Genomic DNA, 19343 nt, shown 5'->3' on the forward strand with positions numbered 1-19343 from the left:
GGTGGTTATAGCGTTGGGGTTCCACCTCTTCCCATTCCGAACAGAGAAGTTAAGCCCACCCACGCCGATGGTACTGCGTAACAGTGGGAGAGTAGGTAGCCGCCGTTTTTAGAGAAGGAGTTAGTTCGATTGAACTGACTCCTTTTTTTGTTTTATACCCCTGCCGACTAATCAGACAGGTATATAGTATAATGTTAGAATATTAATCATTACTTTTGTAGCAAACTAATTATATTATGAATCGTTATTCTTTTCTGTTGTTATTCTTTTTCTTTATGTTGCCTGCAGTTGCTCAGGTTTCTGATAAGGTTGCATACAAGACCATCGAAAATATCTCTTATCGTACAAGCAATGATACTTACGCTAACGAGCGCTGCAGACTGGATTTATATTATCCGGAAGCTTCTAAAGACTTTGTAACGATTGTTTGGTTTCATGGAGGAGGTTTATCCGGAGGTAATAAATTTATTCCACAACAACTTAAGGAGGCAGGGTATGCAGTTGTAGCTGTTAATTACCGCCTATTGCCTAAAGCAACGCTAACTGATTGTATTGACGATGCAGCTGCTGCAGTTGCATGGGTTTTCAAAGAGATTGGAAAGTACGGTGGTAATCCACATAAAATAGTTGTCTCTGGTCACTCTGCCGGGGGATATCTAACCAATATGATTGGACTTGATAAGAAGTGGCTCTCAAAATATGATATTAATGCAGATTCAATTGCAGCCCTAATCCCTTTTAGCGGTCATGCCATAAGTCACTTTGCTTATCGTCAATCCAAAGGGATGAAAGATTCCCAACCAAGTATCGATGAGTTTGCTCCACTCTATTATGTACGTCCGGATGCGCCACCTTTGGTTATAGTTTCTGGTGACAGAGAACTTGAAATGTTAGGGCGTTATGAAGAAAATGCCTATTTCTGGAGAATGATGAAGGTTGCCGGTCATCAGAAGGTATTTCTTTACGAATTGGATGGATACGACCACGGTTCGATGGCGGATCCAGCCTTTCATATTCTAAAAAACTACGTCAAGAAATTATTTTAACAGGTTTGCAGAAAGGGAGACTGCTATAAAGTAAGCTTTATTATTTCGCCATAGGATGGTAAATGTTTAAAGGCTTCGCTCATTTCGTAAATTCCGGCATATACCTGTGCACAGGCCAATACTCCTCCGTGTGCAAAAACGAAGACGGTATTATCGTTACAAGAACGGATTTCGTCCAGAAATGAAGCAACACGGTTGTATTGGTCTTTAAAAGATTCGCCTCCCGGGGTGGGCACATGTATCCAATCTTTAAACCACGCTTCCGAATGGGGGTGGTTGCTTACTTCGTCCCACGATTTCATTTCCCAGCTGCCAAAGTTGAGTTCTTTAATGCGGTCGTCTTTCCATGCATCTTCAAAGCCACAATAAGTCGCCAGACGGACACAGCGGCTCAGGGGACTGGTGTATACTTTGTCTGCTGCAATCTTGTTAAGTTCTTCCTTGACTGTAGCTGCTTCTGCTTCGAATGTTTCGCGTAAAGGGACATCTGTCTGGCCGTAGGAATATCCTGCGGGAACATCAACCGAGGTATGTCTTATCAGATATAGATCCATGGAATTGAAATTAATGTGTGACTGAATAAACAAGAACGATACCCATGTAGAAAGATAACTCGCACAGGAGTGTTAGTGCTCCACAACAATCACCGGTGTATCCGCCAATTTTCTTTTTCATGAAGGAGGTAAGGAAATACCAGCACAATAATACAGGGAACGTTGCCCAAAGATAATGAATCTCGGGTAGCCAAACAAGAGGAAACAGACCGCATACGACAGAAAATAGATATTCTCCGGGAGTCATACGGCTATACACTACCTTGGCTTTGCTATCTTCCTCTTTTCGTGCATAAGGTAGCCGGTTAATAATCATGGATGATACCCCTTTGGCAAAAGGATCGGCAGTAAGGATGGCACAACCGGCAAGATCGAGAGGAAGAGAACTCAGTAATGTATAAAGCATCAAAAAATAGAAGACAAGCCCCACCACTCCGTAAGTCCCGATGTGTGAATCTTTCATAATGGAAAGAATCTTTTGCTTGTCGCTTCCTCCACCAAATCCGTCAAAGAAATCGGCTAGTCCGTCTTCATGAAGACATCCGGTAATCAACAACCTACTTATGATAGCCAGTAAAATGGCAACTGAAACCGGAAAAACAAGGGCGGACGAATATAGTACAGCGGCCGAAATACCAGCGGTTAGCCAACCGGTCATCGCCCAACCGCTGACTACATTTTTAAAATAGTCGCCCGGCACTGATGTAATACGCCAAAAGGGCAGGCGGGTAAAAAATATAAAGGCCGCAAGTATTCGCATATCAGAAATATTTTGTTACTGCCGCATTACTAAATGTATTCATTTCATTAATCATCCTAACAGCAGATTCAACGATTGGATAGGCACAGATGGCGCCGCTACCTTCTCCCAAACGTAATCCCAGGTTAAGAAGAGGTTTAACCTTTAAGTGATCGAGCAGCAATTTGTGACCAGCTTCATCTCCCTGGTGCCCGAAAACACAATAGTTTATAACCTCAGGATAAAGTTTGGATGCTGCAAGCACACAGTTGGTCATAATAAAACCATCTACCAGAATAATCATATTCAACTCGGCAGCCTGCAACATACCTCCTACAGCCATTATCATTTCAATACCCCCAAAGTAACGCATGACATTCATCGCATTTCTCTCCTCTTTGAAGTTATCTAGAGCTCGTTTCAATATGGTATATTTATGCATTACACCTCTCGAATCTAATCCGCTTCCAGCACCAACGCACTCAAGCAACGGAATACCGGCAAGGCAGGTCATCCACATGCTGGATGGAGATGTGTTACCTATTCCCATTTCACCGAAGCAAATAATGTTGCATCTTTCTTTGTGACATTCTTTTACGATTTCAGCTCCAATCTCAATGCATTGTTCAACTTCTAGGTCGGTAAGAGCTGATTCGTATAGGAAATTACGAGTACCTTTACGCACTTTGCGGGAAATAAGTCCGTCTATTGCCGGGAAATCATAATCGATACCTCCATCAACTACCTTTAGAACAAAATTATGTTGACGGGCAAGGAAGTTGATGCCAGCACCCCCTCCAAGAAAATTACTGATCATCTGGCGGGTAACTTCTTTGGGCGAAAAGCTTACACCTTCATCAACGATTCCGTGATCGGCTGCAAATATAATACCGTGTGGCTTATGCAATTCCGGATGAAGTGTTTGTTGAATCAACCCGATCTGAGTGGCGATATCTTCTAGAGTTCCCAACGATCCTTTGGGTTTGGTTAGGTCGTTTATTTTGAAAATAAGGGATTCAAGAATAGTCTGATCGGGAGTAGAGATTTGAAATGTTTTCATTTTCTGGCAATTTATTCTTTTAAAACAAGCGGAATGCCACTTGTCATCAATATTACTTTACCGGCTATACCGGCTATATGTTGATTAAACCAACCCTGCAGATCGGTAAATTTACGTTGTAGCTCGTCGGCCGAAATACCTCCCAGACCAATTTCGTTCGTAACAAAGATAAAGGTGGCGTCTTGAGACGTCAGTTTCTCAAATTCTGTTTTTAGTTGCGAAAGCGACAAGGCAACATCGGCCTTGTTGTCGAAAAAGAAATTGGTTGCCCACAAGGTAACACAGTCAACCAATACAACCCTTCCGGCAAGGTTGTGTTTGCTGAGAAATTTCTCTTCTTCCAGATTGGTCCATTCCGGTCCTCTGTCCGCCTGATGGCGTACAATCCGGGCACGGTGTTCTTCATCCCACACCCGGGATGTGGCCAGATATACAGGATTGGAAGATAAAGAAAGAGCCAGTTTCTGTGCGTAGCTGCTTTTCCCAGACCTTTGTCCTCCTGTAATGACAATTACGTTTTTGTTCATTTTTCGTTTTTACGCGGCGGCTTGTTAAACAGTTTCGTTGCTCCTAACTTGCCCTGAGCTTTTGGAGGACGTGACTCGTGCAATTTGCCAGCAGCTATTCCGGGTTTGGTATCTCTCGATTTTGCAGATGTACTCGGACTTTTAGAATCGAAGGGTTTCCCTGAGCTACGCGACGGCCTGCCTTCGCTAAATTTACCAGCTCCACTTGTTTTAGAATCTCTGAAACGAGGCGCTCCAAACTCTTTGGTTTCTTCCCTTCTGGCTGATGCACGATGTGGAGATTTAGGATCGTGAAATCTGCTGGACGAATGAATCTTATTTCCTTCTTCGCCTTCTCTTTCCGGAGAATTAGTTTTCTTTGAAGCAAAAGATGGTTTATAGCCTTCCCCTTTTTGATAAAATTTCTTGTAAGGAGGAGTCTGTATTTCTTCTTCTTCAACCTTAGGTTTGTTGGCCGGATTGTTCTTGCTTGTCTTTCTTAATGCAGCCGATTTAGGCGCAGCTGCCATTTGCTGGGCAAGGATGCTTTTGGCCCTGTGGGACAATTTATTGCTGGTAGTGCTTTGCGCATTGTTCTGTTTGCCTTTTGCCACACGAATAGCTACAGCTTTTATATTGATCGGGAAACCATCAACTAACACCTTATCGTCTTCTTGAACGATTGCTCCTAGTTTGGCGATGCTGCCGTTTATCGTTACGCGACCGCTTTCTATGAAACGATCGGCTTCTCTACGTGAGCATAATCCGGAGTCGCTTATTAATTTATTGAGTCGTTGTGTCATTTTGTATATCTGTGTTTAATGAATTAATGCAACAAAAGGATTATAAATATTCCCATTATCAATTCGGTATTGTTGTTAACCCGAATGGCACGGAGAACGTCGTCTGTATTGAAATTACGTTCATTTGTTCCGATATAAGGCTTCTCTACAACCTCACCGAAATAAACATGCGCACCGCCAAAGCGGCAATCTAAAATGGCAGCCAGTGCTGCTTCTGGATATCCGGAATTCGGACTGGTATGGCAACGGCCAAATCTGGTTATAAAATCCCGTCTGTGCCACGTTCCTGAAACCAAAAGCATCAAATAAGCTGTAATACGAGCTGGAATGTAGTTGGCCAGATCATCAATCTTAGCTGCAGCACGTCCAAAATCTCGGTATCGTTCGTTTTTATAGCCTATCATTGAATCCAGTGTATTTATCATTTTATAGGCCATCATACCCGGAAGTCCCAACAGAGAGAACCAGAACATGGGAGCGATAACTCCATCACTCAGATTTTCTGCCAATGTTTCAAGTGCGGCTGTTCTTATTTCCTGTGGCGAAAGGGCTGAAGTATCTCTGCCAACAATGCGGGATAACTGCTTCCGACCCTCTTCCGTACTCCGGTCAACTGCCTCGAAAACCATCTTTACCTCTTTAATCAGTGTGTTGCCCGCCAGACAATAAAAAACTCCGATGGCTATAAAACTGTATTCAATCCAGGGGTGAATATCCTTGGCGAACCTTAAAAAAGAGTAACAGATACCAAATATGCCGATGATGAGACCGAATGCCAGAAAAGTTCCTTTTTGTCCACGATTATCTCCTTTATTCAATTTTTTTTCGCCAGCCGAAATGACATTTCCAAACCATACAATAGGATGCGGCCAGTGAGGCGGATCACCCAGAAACCGATCGGCAAGCCATCCGGCAACAAAAGAATATGTGTGTGCTGCAAACATGAATTTAATTTTTCTTTACAAAGGTAGAATAAATCCAGGTGCAGATGTACAGAATATAATAAAAAAATATAACTTTGCAATATGCAACGATTAATGAGTCATATAGAGAGGTTATTGCTGATGCACGATTGTGTAATCATTCCAAAGGTGGGTGGTTTTGTTTTACAGAACTATCCTGCAAGCTATAATCCTGTTGATCATTCTTTTAGTCCATCTGGAAAAGAGATTGTATTTAATCCTACACTGTGCCATAACGACGGACTTCTGATTGAATCTTATATGAAACTCTATAATGCAGATTTTAGTCTGGCCCAGCGGATGCTTGAAGAAGATACGGAATGGTTAAAAGAGGCATTACGAAATAAAAATAGAATTTCTTTGGGTTCAATTGGCTCTTTTTGTGCCAACGAAGAGGGAAAAGTAATTTTTACACCTTTATCTACTTCCCGTTTCAATCTTTCTACCTATGGACTGGAGGCTTTCAGTTTCCCGACCCTCGAATCGCTTACTAACAGGATGGAAAAGGAATCCGACGGAGAAGAAAGACGCGCTAAAAGAAAAGATATTTTTTATATTCCGGTAAACACGGCTTTTTTGCGTACTGTAATTACTTCAGCTGCAGCAATAACCCTGTTGTTGCTTATTTCTACTCCGGTAAAAAAGGTAAGCCAGTCTTCTTACACAGCTAGTTTTATTCCTACAACTGCAATCTCTTTCTCTGTTGACGCAAGTAACACGAATGAAGTTAAATCCGATGAAGTGGCTGCTGGAACGGAAGTCTATAACCCTATGAATACTGGAGAAACAGACCGTTTTGAAGCAAATGGGCCGATAGAAATTAATGTCTTGGAAGCCTCTGATAAAGAAATCGCCGAAGTTGCATTGAAAGCTAAAATGGAAGTAACTCCTCCAGCTGTTTCTCATACTGCTGGAAATATAAAATATTATCATATTGTTGTTGCAAGCCTTCCAACTATGAGTCAGGCTGATAAGTATATTTCACGTATGGACAAACATCAGTACACTCAGGCGGGAATTGTAGAACGTGATGGGAAAATCAGGGTTTACGCAGCCAGATTTACAGAAAGAGAGCAGGCCGAACAATACTTGTCCAGCCTGAGAGAGTCTGGGGCATATAAAGATGCCTGGATGTTTATTTCAAGATAATCTATTCTTTCAATTTTTCAACAAACAGATTTATAGTCTCTTCGTGTATATTGGAAGAGCTTACTTTGGTGTGTGCAATTTTCTTCACGATAAATCGTTCCATAAAGTTCATTTTTTCAAGAATAAATTCGCCACCCATAAATCCGGTAGCTTTTGCTTTACCTTGAAGCGATTTGGGGAAGGCCGTCTCCAGCTCGGTCTGCTGTTTATCTGGGTCGGGTTCCATTCCGCATACAAACAGACCCAATTGCTTTTGTGCTAATAATGTTTCATTCTCAATGCAATAGGAGGTTAGCTTCTTGTTTACAGTACCTGCGTAGACAGATCCTCCAATAATAATCCTATCGTATTGATCCAAAGATGGTTGTACTTTTTCAAGATTAATAAGCTCTGTATCTTTTTCTTCAAGCTTATCTCCAATAATCCGGGCTACCTTTTCGGTGGTTCCATGTTTGGACAGATATAAAATCGCGGTTTTCATATTTAATATGTTTATTTCTTTTTGACTCTTCCCGCTTTCCTGAGGGCTTGGTCCAAAATGTAAAGAATCTGTCCGTTTGTGCTGCGGAATTCATCCGCAGCCCACGTTTCAATCGCTTCCATCATCTCTGGATCAATGCGCAAGATAAAGCTTTTTGTTGTTGATTCTTTTTTGGACATGGTCAATTATTTCTTTTTGATCTAAAAAGTTTTTTAATGATATAAAGTGCCTGTATTGAGTACCGGTTGGGCTGCTTCGTCCGCACATAAAACAACCAGCAGATTGCTTACCATCGCAGCTTTCTTGTCTTCATCCAACGAAACCACTCCTTCTTTATCCAGCTTTTCCAAAGCCATATGTACCATGCTAACAGCTCCTTCCACAATCTTTTCACGAGCAGCAATGATTGCATCAGCCTGCTGTCTGCGAAGCATCACCCCTGCAATTTCTGAAGCATAAGCTAAATAGTTGATGCGAGCCTCTACAACCTCCATCCCGGCGATCGACAAGCGGTTGGTGAGTTCCTCTTCCAGCCGTTCATTCACCAATTTATTCCCGGAGCGGAGCGTTACCTCGTCGCCATTCTCCTGGTTGTCGTATGCATAAAGACCAGCCACACTACGAAGAGCCGAGTCACTCTGTATTTTAACAAATTTCTCGAAGTTATTCATCCTTCCCATTAGTGCTCCTCCTGCGATATTTACTGCCGAAGGATGTTGTTTGTCGGTTGTATTAATAGCGGGCATTGCCAGTGACGAAGAATCTATATCAAACATAGCTTTATAGGTATCTTTCACTCTCCACACCAACACTAATCCAATCATTACAGGATTACCCACTTTGTCATTAACCTTAATAGGAGGTACATCCAGGTTGCGGGCACGTAAGGTTATTTTCTTCTTTTCATAGAACGGATTTACCCAAAAAAAGCCATTTTCTTTTATGGTACCTTTGTATTTTCCGAAGAAAACCATCACCCTTCCATCGTTTGGTTCTACTTGCATAAAACCGAACAAGCAGACAAATAATATAACTAGCCCTAATATACCAAATAGAAATCCCCCAGAGATATTCAAGGTGAATAAAAAGACAGACCAGACCAGTAAGATAAAAAGCAAGAATAGCATAAAGAACCCCGATAATTTTAGTCCTCCAAAAGTTTTTTCATTTGATTCCATTGAATTGATTATTAGATGTTAAACAATTGATATATAAACATATTACTTATTTTGTATGATATCAATATGATATCACAAAAATACTACTAAAATGATATAAAACAAATAAATGAGTAAAAAAAATACAATGATATTCAATTGTGGTTTTTCCGGGAAGCAGAGTCTCCCAAATAATTTGTATGTTTGCAGAAATAAATCCGTCTACGTTGGAGCTACAATTAGATACAAACAATACTGAATTTCAGAATGCCCTGCAACTGATTAACCATACCCGCCAATCCGTTTTTCTTACCGGAAAAGCCGGTACAGGTAAATCAACCTTCCTGAAATATATATGCAGTCACACGAAAAAAAAACATGTAGTGCTTGCACCTACTGGTATTGCCGCAATTAATGCCGGAGGGGTGACGCTTCACTCTTTCTTTAAACTCCCATTCAGGCCGATGTTGCCGGATGATCAGGATCTTAGTCTACAGGACGGACGCATCTTCGATTTCTTTAAATACCGCAAAGAGCACAGAAAGATATTGGCAGACGTAGAGCTGATTATAATAGATGAAATATCCATGGTTCGGGTTGATACTATTGATTGTGTAGATCGTATCCTCAGGGTATTTTCGGGAAATATGCGTTTGCCATTTGGAGGGAAGCAACTTCTTTTTGTAGGGGATGTTTTTCAGCTTGAACCGGTGGTGCCATCCGACCAAAAAGAGATTTTAAGCCGTTTCTATGAAAGCAGTTTTTTCTTTTCTGCGCGGGTTTTTAAAGAGATAAATCTGGTTCCCATCGAGTTACAAAAGGTGTACAGACAGTCGGATCCGGTATTTATCAATGTATTGGATAAAATACGAAACAATGCTGCTACCAACAACGACCTGAATGTGTTAAATGCACGCTGTAATCCCTCATTTAATCCGGCAGATGATGAAATGTACATTACATTGGGTACCCGCAGGGATCAGGTCGATTATATTAATGAGAAGAAATTACGGGAACTGCCCGGAACAGAATGCATATACGAAGGAATTATTGATGGCGATTTTCCCGAATCATCTTTACCTACGCTCAAGAAGTTGGTTTTAAAAGAACATGCTCAGGTAATCTTCATAGACAATGATCCGGACCGGCGGTGGGTGAATGGTACCATTGGAGTTGTTTCCCATATTGATGAAAACGACAACCTTTATGTGTTGTTGGAAAACGGACGTGAACACATGGTAGAACCTGCTTCATGGAGAAACTATAAGTATTCTTACAATGAGAAAGAGAAACGGATCGAAGAGGAGATTGTAGGAAGTTTTATTCAGCTCCCAATCCGCTTAGCCTGGGCAATTACCGTACATAAAAGTCAGGGTCTAACCTTCAGCCGTGTGGTGGTTGACCTTACCGGAGGTGTATTTGCCGGAGGGCAGACATACGTAGCCTTGAGTAGATGTACTTCGCTGGAAGGATTGGTCCTTAAGGGAAAGATAACTCCCCGCGATGTATTTATACGTAGAGAAATTATCGAATTCAGTCGTAATTTTAACAATGAACAGCTTATTGCCAAGAGTCTTCAGGAGGGAGAGGCCGACAACCTTTACGAACAGGCAGCAAGAGCCTTCAATAAAAGGGAGATGGATGAAGCGGTAAAGGCTTTTTCGGGAGCTGTTATACGCCGGAATGAGTTGGGTAAACCCCTTGTTCAGCGACTTATCCGAAAGAAACTGAGCTGTATTATAAGTCAGCAGCAGCAATTGGCAGATCTAAAGAAACAACTTACAGAACAAAAGGAGACCCTTAAGGAGTATGCCCGCGAGTATTATTTGATGGGTAACGAATGTATAACCAAGGCAAACGATCCTCAGGCAGCTATCCGTTCGTTCGATAAAGCTCTGAAACTATATCCTGAGTATGTGGATGCCTGGGTTCGGAAAGGCATCACTTTGATGGATATGGAGGATTTATACGAAGCACAAATCTGTTTCAATCAAGCCGTAAGACTAAGTCCCCATTCATTTAAGACCCGATATAACAGAGGGAAATGCCTGCTTCAGCTAATGTGCTACGAGGAGGCTTCTGCCGATCTGGACCGTGCTGTCCGAATCAAGCACAACCATGCAGCAGCGCACGAATACCTCGCCGAAGCCTATCTGGGTATGGGCGAAAAGAAACTTGCCAAAACACATAAGGCAATTGCTGACAAGCTACGCAATAAAGAAGAAGACGAAGAGTAGCAAAAACGACCCGTTGAAGAATAAATAAAGGACAGTTTATCTGATACGTTTATTTCTGCATTATAAAAATGAGTGATTGTTTAAAAAAATAGTATATTTGCTGTAATCACTGATTGAAAATGTATGTAAGTTTACATGCCCTGCCTGATTATTCAGGCTACCTGTAATAGTGAATGGCAAGGCAGACTCATTTATACGAATGCTATAATAATATGTAAGATGAAAAAGAGTTTAAAAATTGCTGGAATTGTTATTTTGTCTCTTTTGTTGATTCTGTTGATTCTTCCGTTTGCATTTAAAGGCAAAGTAGCCGGAATCATACAAGAACAGGCAAATAAGAACCTGCAGGCCAAGGTTGCTTTCTCCGATTTGAGTGTAAGCTTTTTTAAAAACTTCCCTAAGGTAACTGCTACAATCGAAAATCTTTCGGTAGCCGGTGTGGATGTCTTTGAAGGAGATACCTTGCTTAAAGCCGACGAGATATCGGTATCTGTAAATCTCACCAGTCTTTTTTCGGATCAAGGTGTGAATGTAAAACGCATTGAACTGGTTTCGCCCAGGATACTTGCCAAGGTATTGTCCGACGGACGCGCAAACTGGGACATCACAATTCCTGATTCTACAAAGCAGGAGCAAGACGAATCATCCTTCAACTTACAGTTGGAAGATATCCAAATAGCCAACGGCTATGTTACCTATATAGACCAGCAAGGAGGTATGAAAGCCGAGTTGGCCGACTGGAACGGAAACTTTAACGGAGATGTTTCTGCCGAAAAGAGTGTTCTAAAAACCAAATCTATTATCACTTCGCTCACCTATACGATGGGAAATCTTCCTGTATTGCTTAACGCCAGACTGGAAGGCGATATGGAGATTCAGGCAGATATGAAGACCAGCACCTATACATTTCTAAACAACAAATTGAAATTAAACGATGTTGAGGCTTCTCTGGATGGATGGGTACAGATGCCCGACACAACTAAAATGGTGATGGATCTGAAGCTGAACACTGAAAAGGTAGCTTTCAAGGATCTGCTGTCGCTTGTCCCGGGGCTCTATGTGAAGGACTTTAAGGATATGAAAACTGCCGGCAATCTAACCATGGCAGCTTCCGTAAAGGGAACTATGGAAGGTGAGAGCTATCCGGCCTTTGATGTGAAGCTGGCGGTGGACAACGGAATGTTCCAGTATCCCTCTTTGCCTAAATCGGTTACAGACATTCAGGTTAACACCCACATCTCCAGCAAAGGAGGATCGTTAGATAACACCATTGTCAATGTTTCAAAATTCCATTTCAATATGGGAGACAACCCCTTCGATCTCACAGCTTATGTGGCAACGCCCATGAGTGACCCGGATGTAAAGGGAACCATGACAGGAAAACTGAATCTGGGTATGGTACGTGAAGTATATCCGTTGGAAAAAGGGACCGAACTACAGGGCGAAATCGATGCTAACATACGTGCAGCCGGACGGATGTCGTATGTGGAAAAAGGGCAGTACGATAAATTTACTGCCGATGGAACTTTGTCGGTTAAGGGAATAAACTATAAATCGACCGACATGCCCGACGTTACAGTAAAGGAGGCCCGTATGAGCTTTAGCCCTAAAGATGTAGCTCTTACCGCCTTTTCAATGATGGTGGGCAAGAACGATATTCAGGCAACGGGTAAACTTACCAATCTGTTACCCTATTTTATGAAAGACGCCGTATTGAAGGGAAATCTTGAAGTAACCTCGTCGTACCTAAATGTGAACGACTTTATGAAGGAAGACAGTACGGCTGCATCGGCAGATTCTATTCCCATGCTGGCTTTCGAAATTCCTAAAAATCTGGATTTCAGTCTGCGGGCATCTGGAAAAGAGATTGTTTACGACAAGCTATCAATGAAGAACGTTTTGGGAAATCTTACGGTGAAAGATGGCAGAATCACTATTCAGAACCTGTCGGCAAATGCTTTGGGAGGAAAGATCGGAGTGAGCGGCTATTATGAAGCCCTGAATCCCAAAAAGCCGGAAGTGGCATTTGGACTGGATTTGCAGACCGTATCCTTTGGCGAAACATTTAAAACACTGGATATGGCTAAATCTCTGGCTCCTATTTTCGAGAACATGCAGGGTAACTACTCCATGAAGCTGAATTTCAACTCAGCACTTACCGAACATATGGAGCCTATACTCAGTTCGCTTACCGGCGAAGGAAAGCTGAACTCAAACAGTGTAAAAGTATCGGATGTAAAGGCCTTGTCGTTGTTGGCAAGCACCCTGAAGAACGACGCTTTGGCTAATCTGTCGCCTAAAGACCTGAACATTCCGTTCAGCATTGGCGACGGTAGAGTAAAAACGTCGCCTTTTACCGTCGAACTGGGAGATACCAAGCTGAATCTTTCGGGTAGTACCGGCTTGGATAAAACCATCGATTACGCCTTGAAGGTAACTCTTCCGGAAAAGCTTGCCCGCAACGGAATCACCAGTCTGGAGGGAACTATCGGAGGTACCTTCACTTCACCCAAAATAAAGCTCGACGCATCGGCTTTGGCTAAGCAGGCGGTTGCCGGACTGGCAGATAAGCTTTTGGGTAAAACCACCACCGATTCTGCCGGAGTTAAGACAACGGTTAGCGCTAAAGAAAATATCACAGCCAAGGCAGAAGAAATAAGAGCTACAGCCAAGGCTGCCGGCGATAAGTTGATTGCCGAAGCCGAAAAGCAAGGAGCTGCATTGGTCGAAAAAGCCAAGAACCCTTTACTTAAAGCCGGAGCACAGGCCACAGCCAACAAACTGAAAGCCGAGGCCGAAAAGAAAGCGGCTACCCTTAATGCCCAGGCAGAAGAGGAGATAAAGAAGCTTCAAGGCGCTGAATAGCCTGTTTCTTTACGCGGAAGATACGTTTAAGACGCACATAATTCCGATTGATTTGCTTTTCGAAACGATATAATTGAGAAACAGCGAATCAATCGGAATTTTTTTGTTCTTACTATTTATTTATTTTACCTTTGCAAGCTGTTCTTAAACAGAATAGAGTGACGATTTTACTAATACCAGTTTTATAAACAACGAATATTATGGCAGAATTAAAAGAAAAACTTTTCTCAGAATTTGCCCCGGTGTCTACTGAAGAGTGGATGGCGAAGATCACGGCAGATTTGAAAGGGGCTCCGTTTGAGAAAAAGCTTGTATGGAAGACAGGCGAGGGATTTGATGTAAATCCTTTTTATCGGGCGGAAGATATCGAAAGTTTAAAGACAACAACATCACTTCCGGGTGAATTTCCTTACGTACGCGGTACTAAGAAAGACAACGACTGGAAAGTGCGCCAGAACATTGAGGTTACCTGTTTTAAGGGAGCCAACGAAAAAGCACTTGATTTATTGAATAAGGGGGTAACCTCTTTAGGCTTTGTTATTCAGAGTGAAGATGTTAATGCGGAAAACATCGCTACCTTGCTCAATGGTATTTGCCCTGAAAGCGTAGAGCTGAACTTCAAAACCTGTCACCGTAAGGCAGAACAACTCATCAACATTTTAGCAGATTACCTTAAAGCGAAGAATGCAGACCTTAAGAAATGTTACGGTTCTGTAAACTACGATCCGTTCAAGCGGATGCTTGTTAAAGGCAAGACAAATGATAACTGGGTAGCCAATGCCGTAGCCGTTTTTAACGCCGGTAAAGCCCTGCCTCGTTACAAGGTACTATCTGTAAATGCATTCTACTTCAACAATGCCGGTTCATATATCACCCAGGAATTGGGATATGCACTTGCCTGGGGTAACGAATTGCTGGCCAAGCTGGTTGAGGCCGGATGTCGTGCCGACGAAGTTGCCAAAAAAATTAAATTCAACTTTGGTGTAGGATCAAACTACTTCCTCGAAATTGCTAAATTCCGTGCTGCACGTTGGTTGTGGGCCGAAATCGTAGCAGCTTACGAACCTAAATGCCAACACGAAGATTGTCCTAACAACAAACCGGACGGTCTGTGTCGTTGCGCAGCCAAGATGCACATCCATGCACAAACTTCCGAATGGAATATGACAGTTTACGATGCTCACGTAAACTTGCTTCGTACCCAGACAGAAGCCATGTCGGCAGCATTGGCCGGAGTCGATTCAATTACGGTTCGTCCTTTCGATAAGATCTTTAAAAATCCGGATGATTTCTCAGAACGTATCGCACGTAACCAGCAATTGTTGCTGAAGGAAGAATGTCACCTCGACAAAGTGGTAGACCCTTCTGCCGGATCATATTATCTGGAAACACTTACGGTTTCTGTTGCAGATGTAGCCTGGAAGCTGTTTGTTGAAACAGAAGAAAAGGGTGGATTCTTTGCTGCAGTGATGGCCGGCGATGTTCAGAACGCCGTGAATGCCTCTTCCAATGCACGCAAGGCAGCTATTGCTACCCGTAAAGAAGTGTTGTTGGGAACCAACCAGTTCCCTAACTTTACAGAACTGGCTGCTTCTAAAATAGAAGTGAAGACCTCTGTAAGCGATCCTTGCGCATGCAACTCGGACGAAACATTGCCAAAGCTTAACTTCGAAAGAGGAGCTTCTGCATTCGAAGCTTTGAGACTGGCTACAGAAAATAGCGGAAAGACTCCTAAAGCCTTTATGCTTACCATCGGTAATCTGGCAATGCGTCTGGCCCGTTCGCAGTTCTCTTGCAACTTCTTCGGATGTGCAGGATATAAGGTGATCGACAACCTTGGATTCGAAACTGTGGAAGCAGGTGTTGAAGCAGCTGTTGCCGCCGGAGCCGAGATCGTGGTTCTTTGCTCAAGCGACGACGAGTATGCCGAATTAGCTCCTGCCGCCTTCAAAGCATTGAATGGCAGAGCAGAATTTGTAGTGGCCGGTATGCCTGCATGTATGGACGAACTGAAGGCACAGGGTATCACCCAGTACATCAATGTTCGCTCCAACGTTTTGGAAACATTAAAGGCATTCAACGCTAAATTAGGAATCGCTTAAGCAGAAACATCATGAGACCAAATTTTAAAAATATAGATTATAAGTCAGCCGGATTCGCAACAACCAATGTTGCCGAATGGGCTCAGGCAAACGGCATCGAAGCCAGCTGGAAAACTCCGGAACATATCGATGTAAAATCAGTATATACCAAAGAAGATTTGGAAGGAATGGAACATCTTAACTATGCTTCTGGTCTTCCTCCCTACCTTCGCGGTCCGTATAGCGGTATGTACGCTATGCGTCCCTGGACAATCCGTCAGTATGCCGGATTCTCTACAGCAGAAGAATCTAACGCATTTTACCGTCGTAACCTGGCTTCAGGTCAGAAAGGTTTGTCGGTTGCATTCGACCTTGCCACACACCGTGGCTACGATGCCGACCACGAACGTGTAGTAGGCGACGTAGGTAAGGCCGGGGTATCTATCTGTTCATTGGAAAACATGAAAGTATTGTTCGACGGTATACCTTTGAACAAGATGTCTGTTTCTATGACTATGAACGGAGCCGTACTTCCCGTATTGGCATTCTACATCAATGCAGGTCTTGAGCAGGGAGCCAAGCTTGAAGAGATGGCCGGAACAATCCAGAACGATATCCTGAAAGAATTCATGGTGCGTAATACCTATATCTACCCACCCGAATTCTCAATGAAGATTATCGCAGACATCTTCGAATACACATCTCAGAAGATGCCTAAATTCAACTCTATCTCCATCTCAGGATACCACATGCAGGAAGCAGGAGCAACTGCCGATATCGAAATGGCATATACATTGGCAGACGGTATGGAATACCTTCGTGCCGGTATCAATGCCGGTATCGATGTAGACGCCTTTGCACCCCGCTTGTCGTTCTTCTGGGCTATCGGTGTAAACCACTTTATGGAAATCGCCAAGATGCGTGCTGCACGTATGTTGTGGGCAAAGATCGTGAAGAGCTTCGGAGCCAAGAATCCAAAGTCGCTTGCACTACGTACACACTGTCAGACATCGGGTTGGTCGTTAACAGAGCAAGATCCGTTCAACAATGTGGGCCGTACCTGTATCGAAGCCATGGCTGCCGCATTGGGACATACTCAGTCTCTGCACACCAACGCATTGGACGAGGCTATTGCCTTGCCAACCGATTTCTCTGCACGTATCGCACGTAATACACAGATCTATATCCAGGAAGAGACACAGGTATGTAAAGAAATCGACCCATGGGCCGGATCTTACTACGTTGAAACTCTTACCAACGAGTTGGTACACAAAGGTTGGGCATTGATTCAGGAAATCGAAAGCATGGGCGGTATGGCAAAAGCTATCGAAACAGGTTTACCAAAACTACGTATCGAAGAAGCTGCAGCCCGTACGCAGGCTCGTATCGACTCAAAGAATCAAACAATCGTGGGTGTTAACAAATACCGTCTCGAGAAGGAAGATCCTATCGATATTCTCGAAATCGACAATACAGCTGTACGTTTGGAGCAGATCGAACGTTTGAATGAGTTGAAAGCAAACCGCGACGAAGCTGCCGTTAAGGAAGCTTTGGAAGCCATTACAGAGTGTGCAAGAACTAAACAGGGTAACCTGCTCGAGCTTGCTGTTAAGGCTGCAGGTTTACGTGCTACTTTGGGAGAAATCTCCGATGCATGCGAAGCTGTTTCAGGACGTTATAAAGCAATTATCAGAACTATATCAGGCGTGTATTCATCAGAAACAAAGAAAGATGCCGACTTCGTAAAAGCTTGCGAACTGGCAGAAGCATTTGCTAAGAAAGAAGGTCGTCAGCCTCGTATCATGATTGCCAAGATGGGTCAGGACGGTCACGACCGTGGTGCGAAAGTGGTTGCAACCGGGTATGCCGACTGTGGATTCGACGTAGACATGGGACCATTGTTCCAGACTCCGGCCGAAGCTGCTCGTCAGGCTGTTGAAAACGACGTACACATCATGGGTGTATCTTCACTGGCTGCCGGTCACAAAACATTGGTACCGCAGGTTATTGAAGAGCTGAAGAAGCTGGGTCGCGAAGATATCATCGTTATTGCCGGTGGTGTTATTCCTGCCCAAGACTACGACTACCTTTATAAGGCCGGCGTAGCAGCAATCTTTGGTCCGGGTACGTCTGTAGCTAAAGCTGCGGTTCAGATCCTCGAAATTCTGTTGGGCGAATAATTTCGATCCAATTCTCATACAAAGGGCGCGGACCGAAAGGAGCCGCGCCTTTTTACATTTGTATACGTCCATCTTTTGTCAATCTTATTCGTTCATTCCATCAGAACCACTATCTTTGTATATAAATAAGCATTATTCCATGGAACCATCAAAAGTATATTTTACAAATTTGCGTACCAATGCATCGTGCAATCTGCTCGATAAGATGGAACGCGTGGTAAAAAGGGCCGGTATTGCCGGAATCGATTTCGAAAAACAATTTGTGGCCATAAAGATACATTTTGGCGAACCCGGTAACCTGGCTTATATTCGTCCCAATTATGCGGCCCGCATGGCAAACCTGTTACGCTCGTTCGGAGCCAGACCGTTTCTTACCGACTGTAACACGCTTTATTCAGGCAGACGCGCCAACGCTGTGGATCACCTGCGTAGTGCCATGGAAAATGGTTACAACCCCATCTCGGCACAATGCGATGTGATAATCGGCGACGGACTGAAGGGAACCGACTACCGGGAGATTGAGGTAAACGGAGCATACTGCAAAGCACCTAAGATAGGAAGCGCCATAGCCGATGCCGATATCATTGTTTCCATGACCCATTTTAAAGGACACGAACAAGCCGGATTTGGAGGCGTATTGAAAAACCTTGGTATGGGATGCGCCAGCAGAGGCGGAAAAATGGAACTGCATGCAGCATCTCAGCCCCAGATAGATGCCGAGCAATGTACAGGATGTAATATCTGCGTAAAAAACTGTGCCCACGATGCAATCCATCTTAACAGCACACGCAAAGCGGAAATCGATTACGCGAAGTGTGTGGGATGCGGACAATGTGTGGCACTCTGCCAGTACGACGGTGCAGTAATGGGGGCAGGAGATACCTCCGAAAACATGAACTGCAAGATTGCCGAATATACCCAGGCAGTACTTAAAGACAAGCCCCATTTCCATGTAAGCTTTATCATGAACGTTTCTCCCGAGTGCGATTGCTGGCACACCAACGATGCAGCTGTGATACCCGACCTGGGTATAGCCGCCTCTTTCGACCCGGTGGCTTTAGACAAGGCCTGTGTGGATATGGTAACCAATGCACCAATTCTGCCCAATAACCGGTTGGCCGACAAACACCCCCACGAGCACCTCGAAGGCGAAGATAAATTTCACCACATGCACCCGGACACCAACTGGCGCGCCGGCCTCGAACATGCCGAAAAGCTGGGAATCGGTACCATGCAGTACGAATTAATCACCGTATAATCTTTAATCATCAAAACAACGTATCCAATAGCTATGAGTACCATCCATCAAGACACCATATGTGCCGTATCTACCGCCCCCGGAACAGGCGGTGTAGCCATTATCCGTGTATCCGGTCCCGATGCCATTCAGTCGGTGCATGCCATATATGCCCCCATGAAATCCGGCAAGAGTCTGCTTACCCAGAAAGCCTATACCATCACTTTCGGGAACATCGTATGCGGAGATCAGCTGGTGGACGAGGTGCTGGTATCCCTTTTCCGTG

The 19343-nt window shown here is 43.6% G+C and carries 16 protein-coding genes, 1 rRNA gene and 1 pseudogene; 9 read left to right on the forward strand and 9 right to left on the reverse strand.

Features of this window, described 5'->3' with window-relative positions:
- Positions 1 to 108 (forward strand): 5S ribosomal RNA (gene rrf, locus AB7E53_RS10575); the annotation flags it as partial.
- A 128-nt stretch (positions 109 to 236) separates the two neighbouring features.
- Positions 237 to 1046, forward strand: a complete 810-nt coding sequence (locus AB7E53_RS10580) for an alpha/beta hydrolase (RefSeq protein ID WP_446775572.1) — start codon at positions 237 to 239, stop codon at positions 1044 to 1046.
- Between the two features lie 23 nt (positions 1047 to 1069).
- Here AB7E53_RS10580 and cobC read toward each other — a convergent pair whose 3' ends face one another.
- From cobC to cbiB, 6 genes are read right to left on the reverse strand one after another with little or no spacing between them, the layout of a single operon-like run.
- Positions 1070 to 1600 carry an alpha-ribazole phosphatase gene (gene cobC, locus AB7E53_RS10585; protein ID WP_350456781.1) on the reverse strand — a complete coding sequence of 177 codons (531 nt, stop codon included), beginning with the start codon at positions 1598 to 1600 and terminating at the stop codon, positions 1070 to 1072.
- Positions 1601 to 1610: 10 nt separating this feature from the next.
- The gene (locus AB7E53_RS10590; RefSeq protein WP_446775574.1) at positions 1611 to 2360 is read right to left on the reverse strand and encodes an adenosylcobinamide-GDP ribazoletransferase; all 750 of its coding nucleotides are present in this window, start codon (positions 2358 to 2360) and stop codon (positions 1611 to 1613) included.
- A 1-nt stretch (position 2361) separates the two neighbouring features.
- The gene (gene cobT, locus AB7E53_RS10595) at positions 2362 to 3399 is read right to left on the reverse strand and encodes a nicotinate-nucleotide--dimethylbenzimidazole phosphoribosyltransferase (RefSeq protein ID WP_446775576.1); all 1038 of its coding nucleotides are present in this window, start codon (positions 3397 to 3399) and stop codon (positions 2362 to 2364) included.
- Between the two features lie 11 nt (positions 3400 to 3410).
- Positions 3411 to 3926 (reverse strand): bifunctional adenosylcobinamide kinase/adenosylcobinamide-phosphate guanylyltransferase, encoded by a 516-nt coding sequence (locus AB7E53_RS10600; protein ID WP_179399130.1) that lies wholly within the window; start codon positions 3924 to 3926, stop codon positions 3411 to 3413.
- Positions 3923 to 4708: a S4 domain-containing protein gene (locus tag AB7E53_RS10605; RefSeq protein WP_446771106.1), complete on the reverse strand. Its 786-nt coding sequence runs from the start codon at positions 4706 to 4708 to the stop codon at positions 3923 to 3925. Before AB7E53_RS10605 ends, AB7E53_RS10600 begins: the two co-directional genes overlap by 4 nt.
- 23 nt (positions 4709 to 4731) lie before the next feature.
- Positions 4732 to 5652: an adenosylcobinamide-phosphate synthase CbiB gene (gene cbiB / locus AB7E53_RS10610; protein WP_179399132.1), complete on the reverse strand. Its 921-nt coding sequence runs from the start codon at positions 5650 to 5652 to the stop codon at positions 4732 to 4734.
- An 81-nt stretch (positions 5653 to 5733) separates the two neighbouring features.
- Between cbiB and AB7E53_RS10615 the strand changes: the two genes are divergently transcribed.
- The gene (locus AB7E53_RS10615) at positions 5734 to 6819 is read left to right on the forward strand and encodes an HU domain-containing protein (RefSeq protein WP_446775578.1); all 1086 of its coding nucleotides are present in this window, start codon (positions 5734 to 5736) and stop codon (positions 6817 to 6819) included.
- Between the two features lies 1 nt (position 6820).
- Here the strand turns inward: AB7E53_RS10615 and AB7E53_RS10620 are convergent, their stop codons facing one another.
- The 3 genes from AB7E53_RS10620 to AB7E53_RS10630 are packed head-to-tail and all read right to left on the reverse strand — an operon-like array spanning position 6821 to position 8478.
- The gene (locus tag AB7E53_RS10620) at positions 6821 to 7300 is read right to left on the reverse strand and encodes a flavodoxin domain-containing protein (protein WP_446772853.1); all 480 of its coding nucleotides are present in this window, start codon (positions 7298 to 7300) and stop codon (positions 6821 to 6823) included.
- Between the two features lie 11 nt (positions 7301 to 7311).
- The gene (locus tag AB7E53_RS10625; protein WP_079682847.1) at positions 7312 to 7479 is read right to left on the reverse strand and encodes an Arc family DNA-binding protein; all 168 of its coding nucleotides are present in this window, start codon (positions 7477 to 7479) and stop codon (positions 7312 to 7314) included.
- A gap of 33 nt (positions 7480 to 7512) precedes the next feature.
- Positions 7513 to 8478 carry an SPFH domain-containing protein gene (locus tag AB7E53_RS10630; RefSeq protein WP_079682846.1) on the reverse strand — a complete coding sequence of 322 codons (966 nt, stop codon included), beginning with the start codon at positions 8476 to 8478 and terminating at the stop codon, positions 7513 to 7515.
- Positions 8479 to 8684: 206 nt separating this feature from the next.
- Between AB7E53_RS10630 and AB7E53_RS10635 the strand changes: the two genes are divergently transcribed.
- The 6 genes and pseudogenes from AB7E53_RS10635 to AB7E53_RS10660 form a co-directional block, all read left to right on the forward strand.
- On the forward strand, positions 8685 to 10694 hold the full coding sequence (locus AB7E53_RS10635; protein ID WP_446775585.1) for an AAA family ATPase: 2010 nt from the start codon (positions 8685 to 8687) through the stop codon (positions 10692 to 10694).
- Positions 10695 to 10913: 219 nt separating this feature from the next.
- The gene (locus AB7E53_RS10640) at positions 10914 to 13559 is read left to right on the forward strand and encodes a DUF748 domain-containing protein (RefSeq protein ID WP_446775581.1); all 2646 of its coding nucleotides are present in this window, start codon (positions 10914 to 10916) and stop codon (positions 13557 to 13559) included.
- Positions 13560 to 13759: 200 nt separating this feature from the next.
- The gene (mutA, locus tag AB7E53_RS10645; protein WP_446775583.1) at positions 13760 to 15661 is read left to right on the forward strand and encodes a methylmalonyl-CoA mutase small subunit; all 1902 of its coding nucleotides are present in this window, start codon (positions 13760 to 13762) and stop codon (positions 15659 to 15661) included.
- A gap of 11 nt (positions 15662 to 15672) precedes the next feature.
- Positions 15673 to 17820: a methylmalonyl-CoA mutase gene (gene scpA, locus AB7E53_RS10650; RefSeq protein ID WP_068185863.1), complete on the forward strand. Its 2148-nt coding sequence runs from the start codon at positions 15673 to 15675 to the stop codon at positions 17818 to 17820.
- Positions 17821 to 17959: 139 nt separating this feature from the next.
- Complete coding sequence (locus tag AB7E53_RS10655) at positions 17960 to 19078, forward strand: DUF362 domain-containing protein (RefSeq protein ID WP_421467799.1); 1119 nt, start codon at positions 17960 to 17962, stop codon at positions 19076 to 19078.
- A 33-nt stretch (positions 19079 to 19111) separates the two neighbouring features.
- A pseudogene (locus tag AB7E53_RS10660) lies at positions 19112 to 19343 on the forward strand (tRNA uridine-5-carboxymethylaminomethyl(34) synthesis GTPase MnmE); the annotation flags it as partial.

Origin of the sequence: Macellibacteroides sp., assembly GCF_050251695.1 — a bacterium.
Taxonomy (GTDB): domain Bacteria; phylum Bacteroidota; class Bacteroidia; order Bacteroidales; family Tannerellaceae; genus Macellibacteroides; species Macellibacteroides fermentans.

What these genes read in the sequence shown, in the direction of transcription:
- cbiB (WP_179399132.1), bottom strand. Translation starts at nt 5,652, where the DNA reads ATGTTTGCAGCACACACATATTCTTTTGTTGCCGGATGGCTTGCCGAT.
- AB7E53_RS10630 (WP_079682846.1), bottom strand. Translation starts at nt 8,478, where the DNA reads ATGGAATCAAATGAAAAAACTTTTGGAGGACTAAAATTATCGGGGTTC.
- cobC (WP_350456781.1), bottom strand. Translation starts at nt 1,600, where the DNA reads ATGGATCTATATCTGATAAGACATACCTCGGTTGATGTTCCCGCAGGA.
- AB7E53_RS10655 (WP_421467799.1), top strand. Translation starts at nt 17,960, where the DNA reads ATGGAACCATCAAAAGTATATTTTACAAATTTGCGTACCAATGCATCG.
- AB7E53_RS10580 (WP_446775572.1), top strand. Translation starts at nt 237, where the DNA reads ATGAATCGTTATTCTTTTCTGTTGTTATTCTTTTTCTTTATGTTGCCT.
- mutA (WP_446775583.1), top strand. Translation starts at nt 13,760, where the DNA reads ATGGCAGAATTAAAAGAAAAACTTTTCTCAGAATTTGCCCCGGTGTCT.
- cobT (WP_446775576.1), bottom strand. Translation starts at nt 3,399, where the DNA reads ATGAAAACATTTCAAATCTCTACTCCCGATCAGACTATTCTTGAATCC.
- AB7E53_RS10615 (WP_446775578.1), top strand. Translation starts at nt 5,734, where the DNA reads ATGCAACGATTAATGAGTCATATAGAGAGGTTATTGCTGATGCACGAT.
- AB7E53_RS10640 (WP_446775581.1), top strand. Translation starts at nt 10,914, where the DNA reads ATGAAAAAGAGTTTAAAAATTGCTGGAATTGTTATTTTGTCTCTTTTG.
- AB7E53_RS10590 (WP_446775574.1), bottom strand. Translation starts at nt 2,360, where the DNA reads ATGCGAATACTTGCGGCCTTTATATTTTTTACCCGCCTGCCCTTTTGG.
- AB7E53_RS10605 (WP_446771106.1), bottom strand. Translation starts at nt 4,708, where the DNA reads ATGACACAACGACTCAATAAATTAATAAGCGACTCCGGATTATGCTCA.
- AB7E53_RS10600 (WP_179399130.1), bottom strand. Translation starts at nt 3,926, where the DNA reads ATGAACAAAAACGTAATTGTCATTACAGGAGGACAAAGGTCTGGGAAA.
- AB7E53_RS10620 (WP_446772853.1), bottom strand. Translation starts at nt 7,300, where the DNA reads ATGAAAACCGCGATTTTATATCTGTCCAAACATGGAACCACCGAAAAG.
- scpA (WP_068185863.1), top strand. Translation starts at nt 15,673, where the DNA reads ATGAGACCAAATTTTAAAAATATAGATTATAAGTCAGCCGGATTCGCA.
- AB7E53_RS10625 (WP_079682847.1), bottom strand. Translation starts at nt 7,479, where the DNA reads ATGTCCAAAAAAGAATCAACAACAAAAAGCTTTATCTTGCGCATTGAT.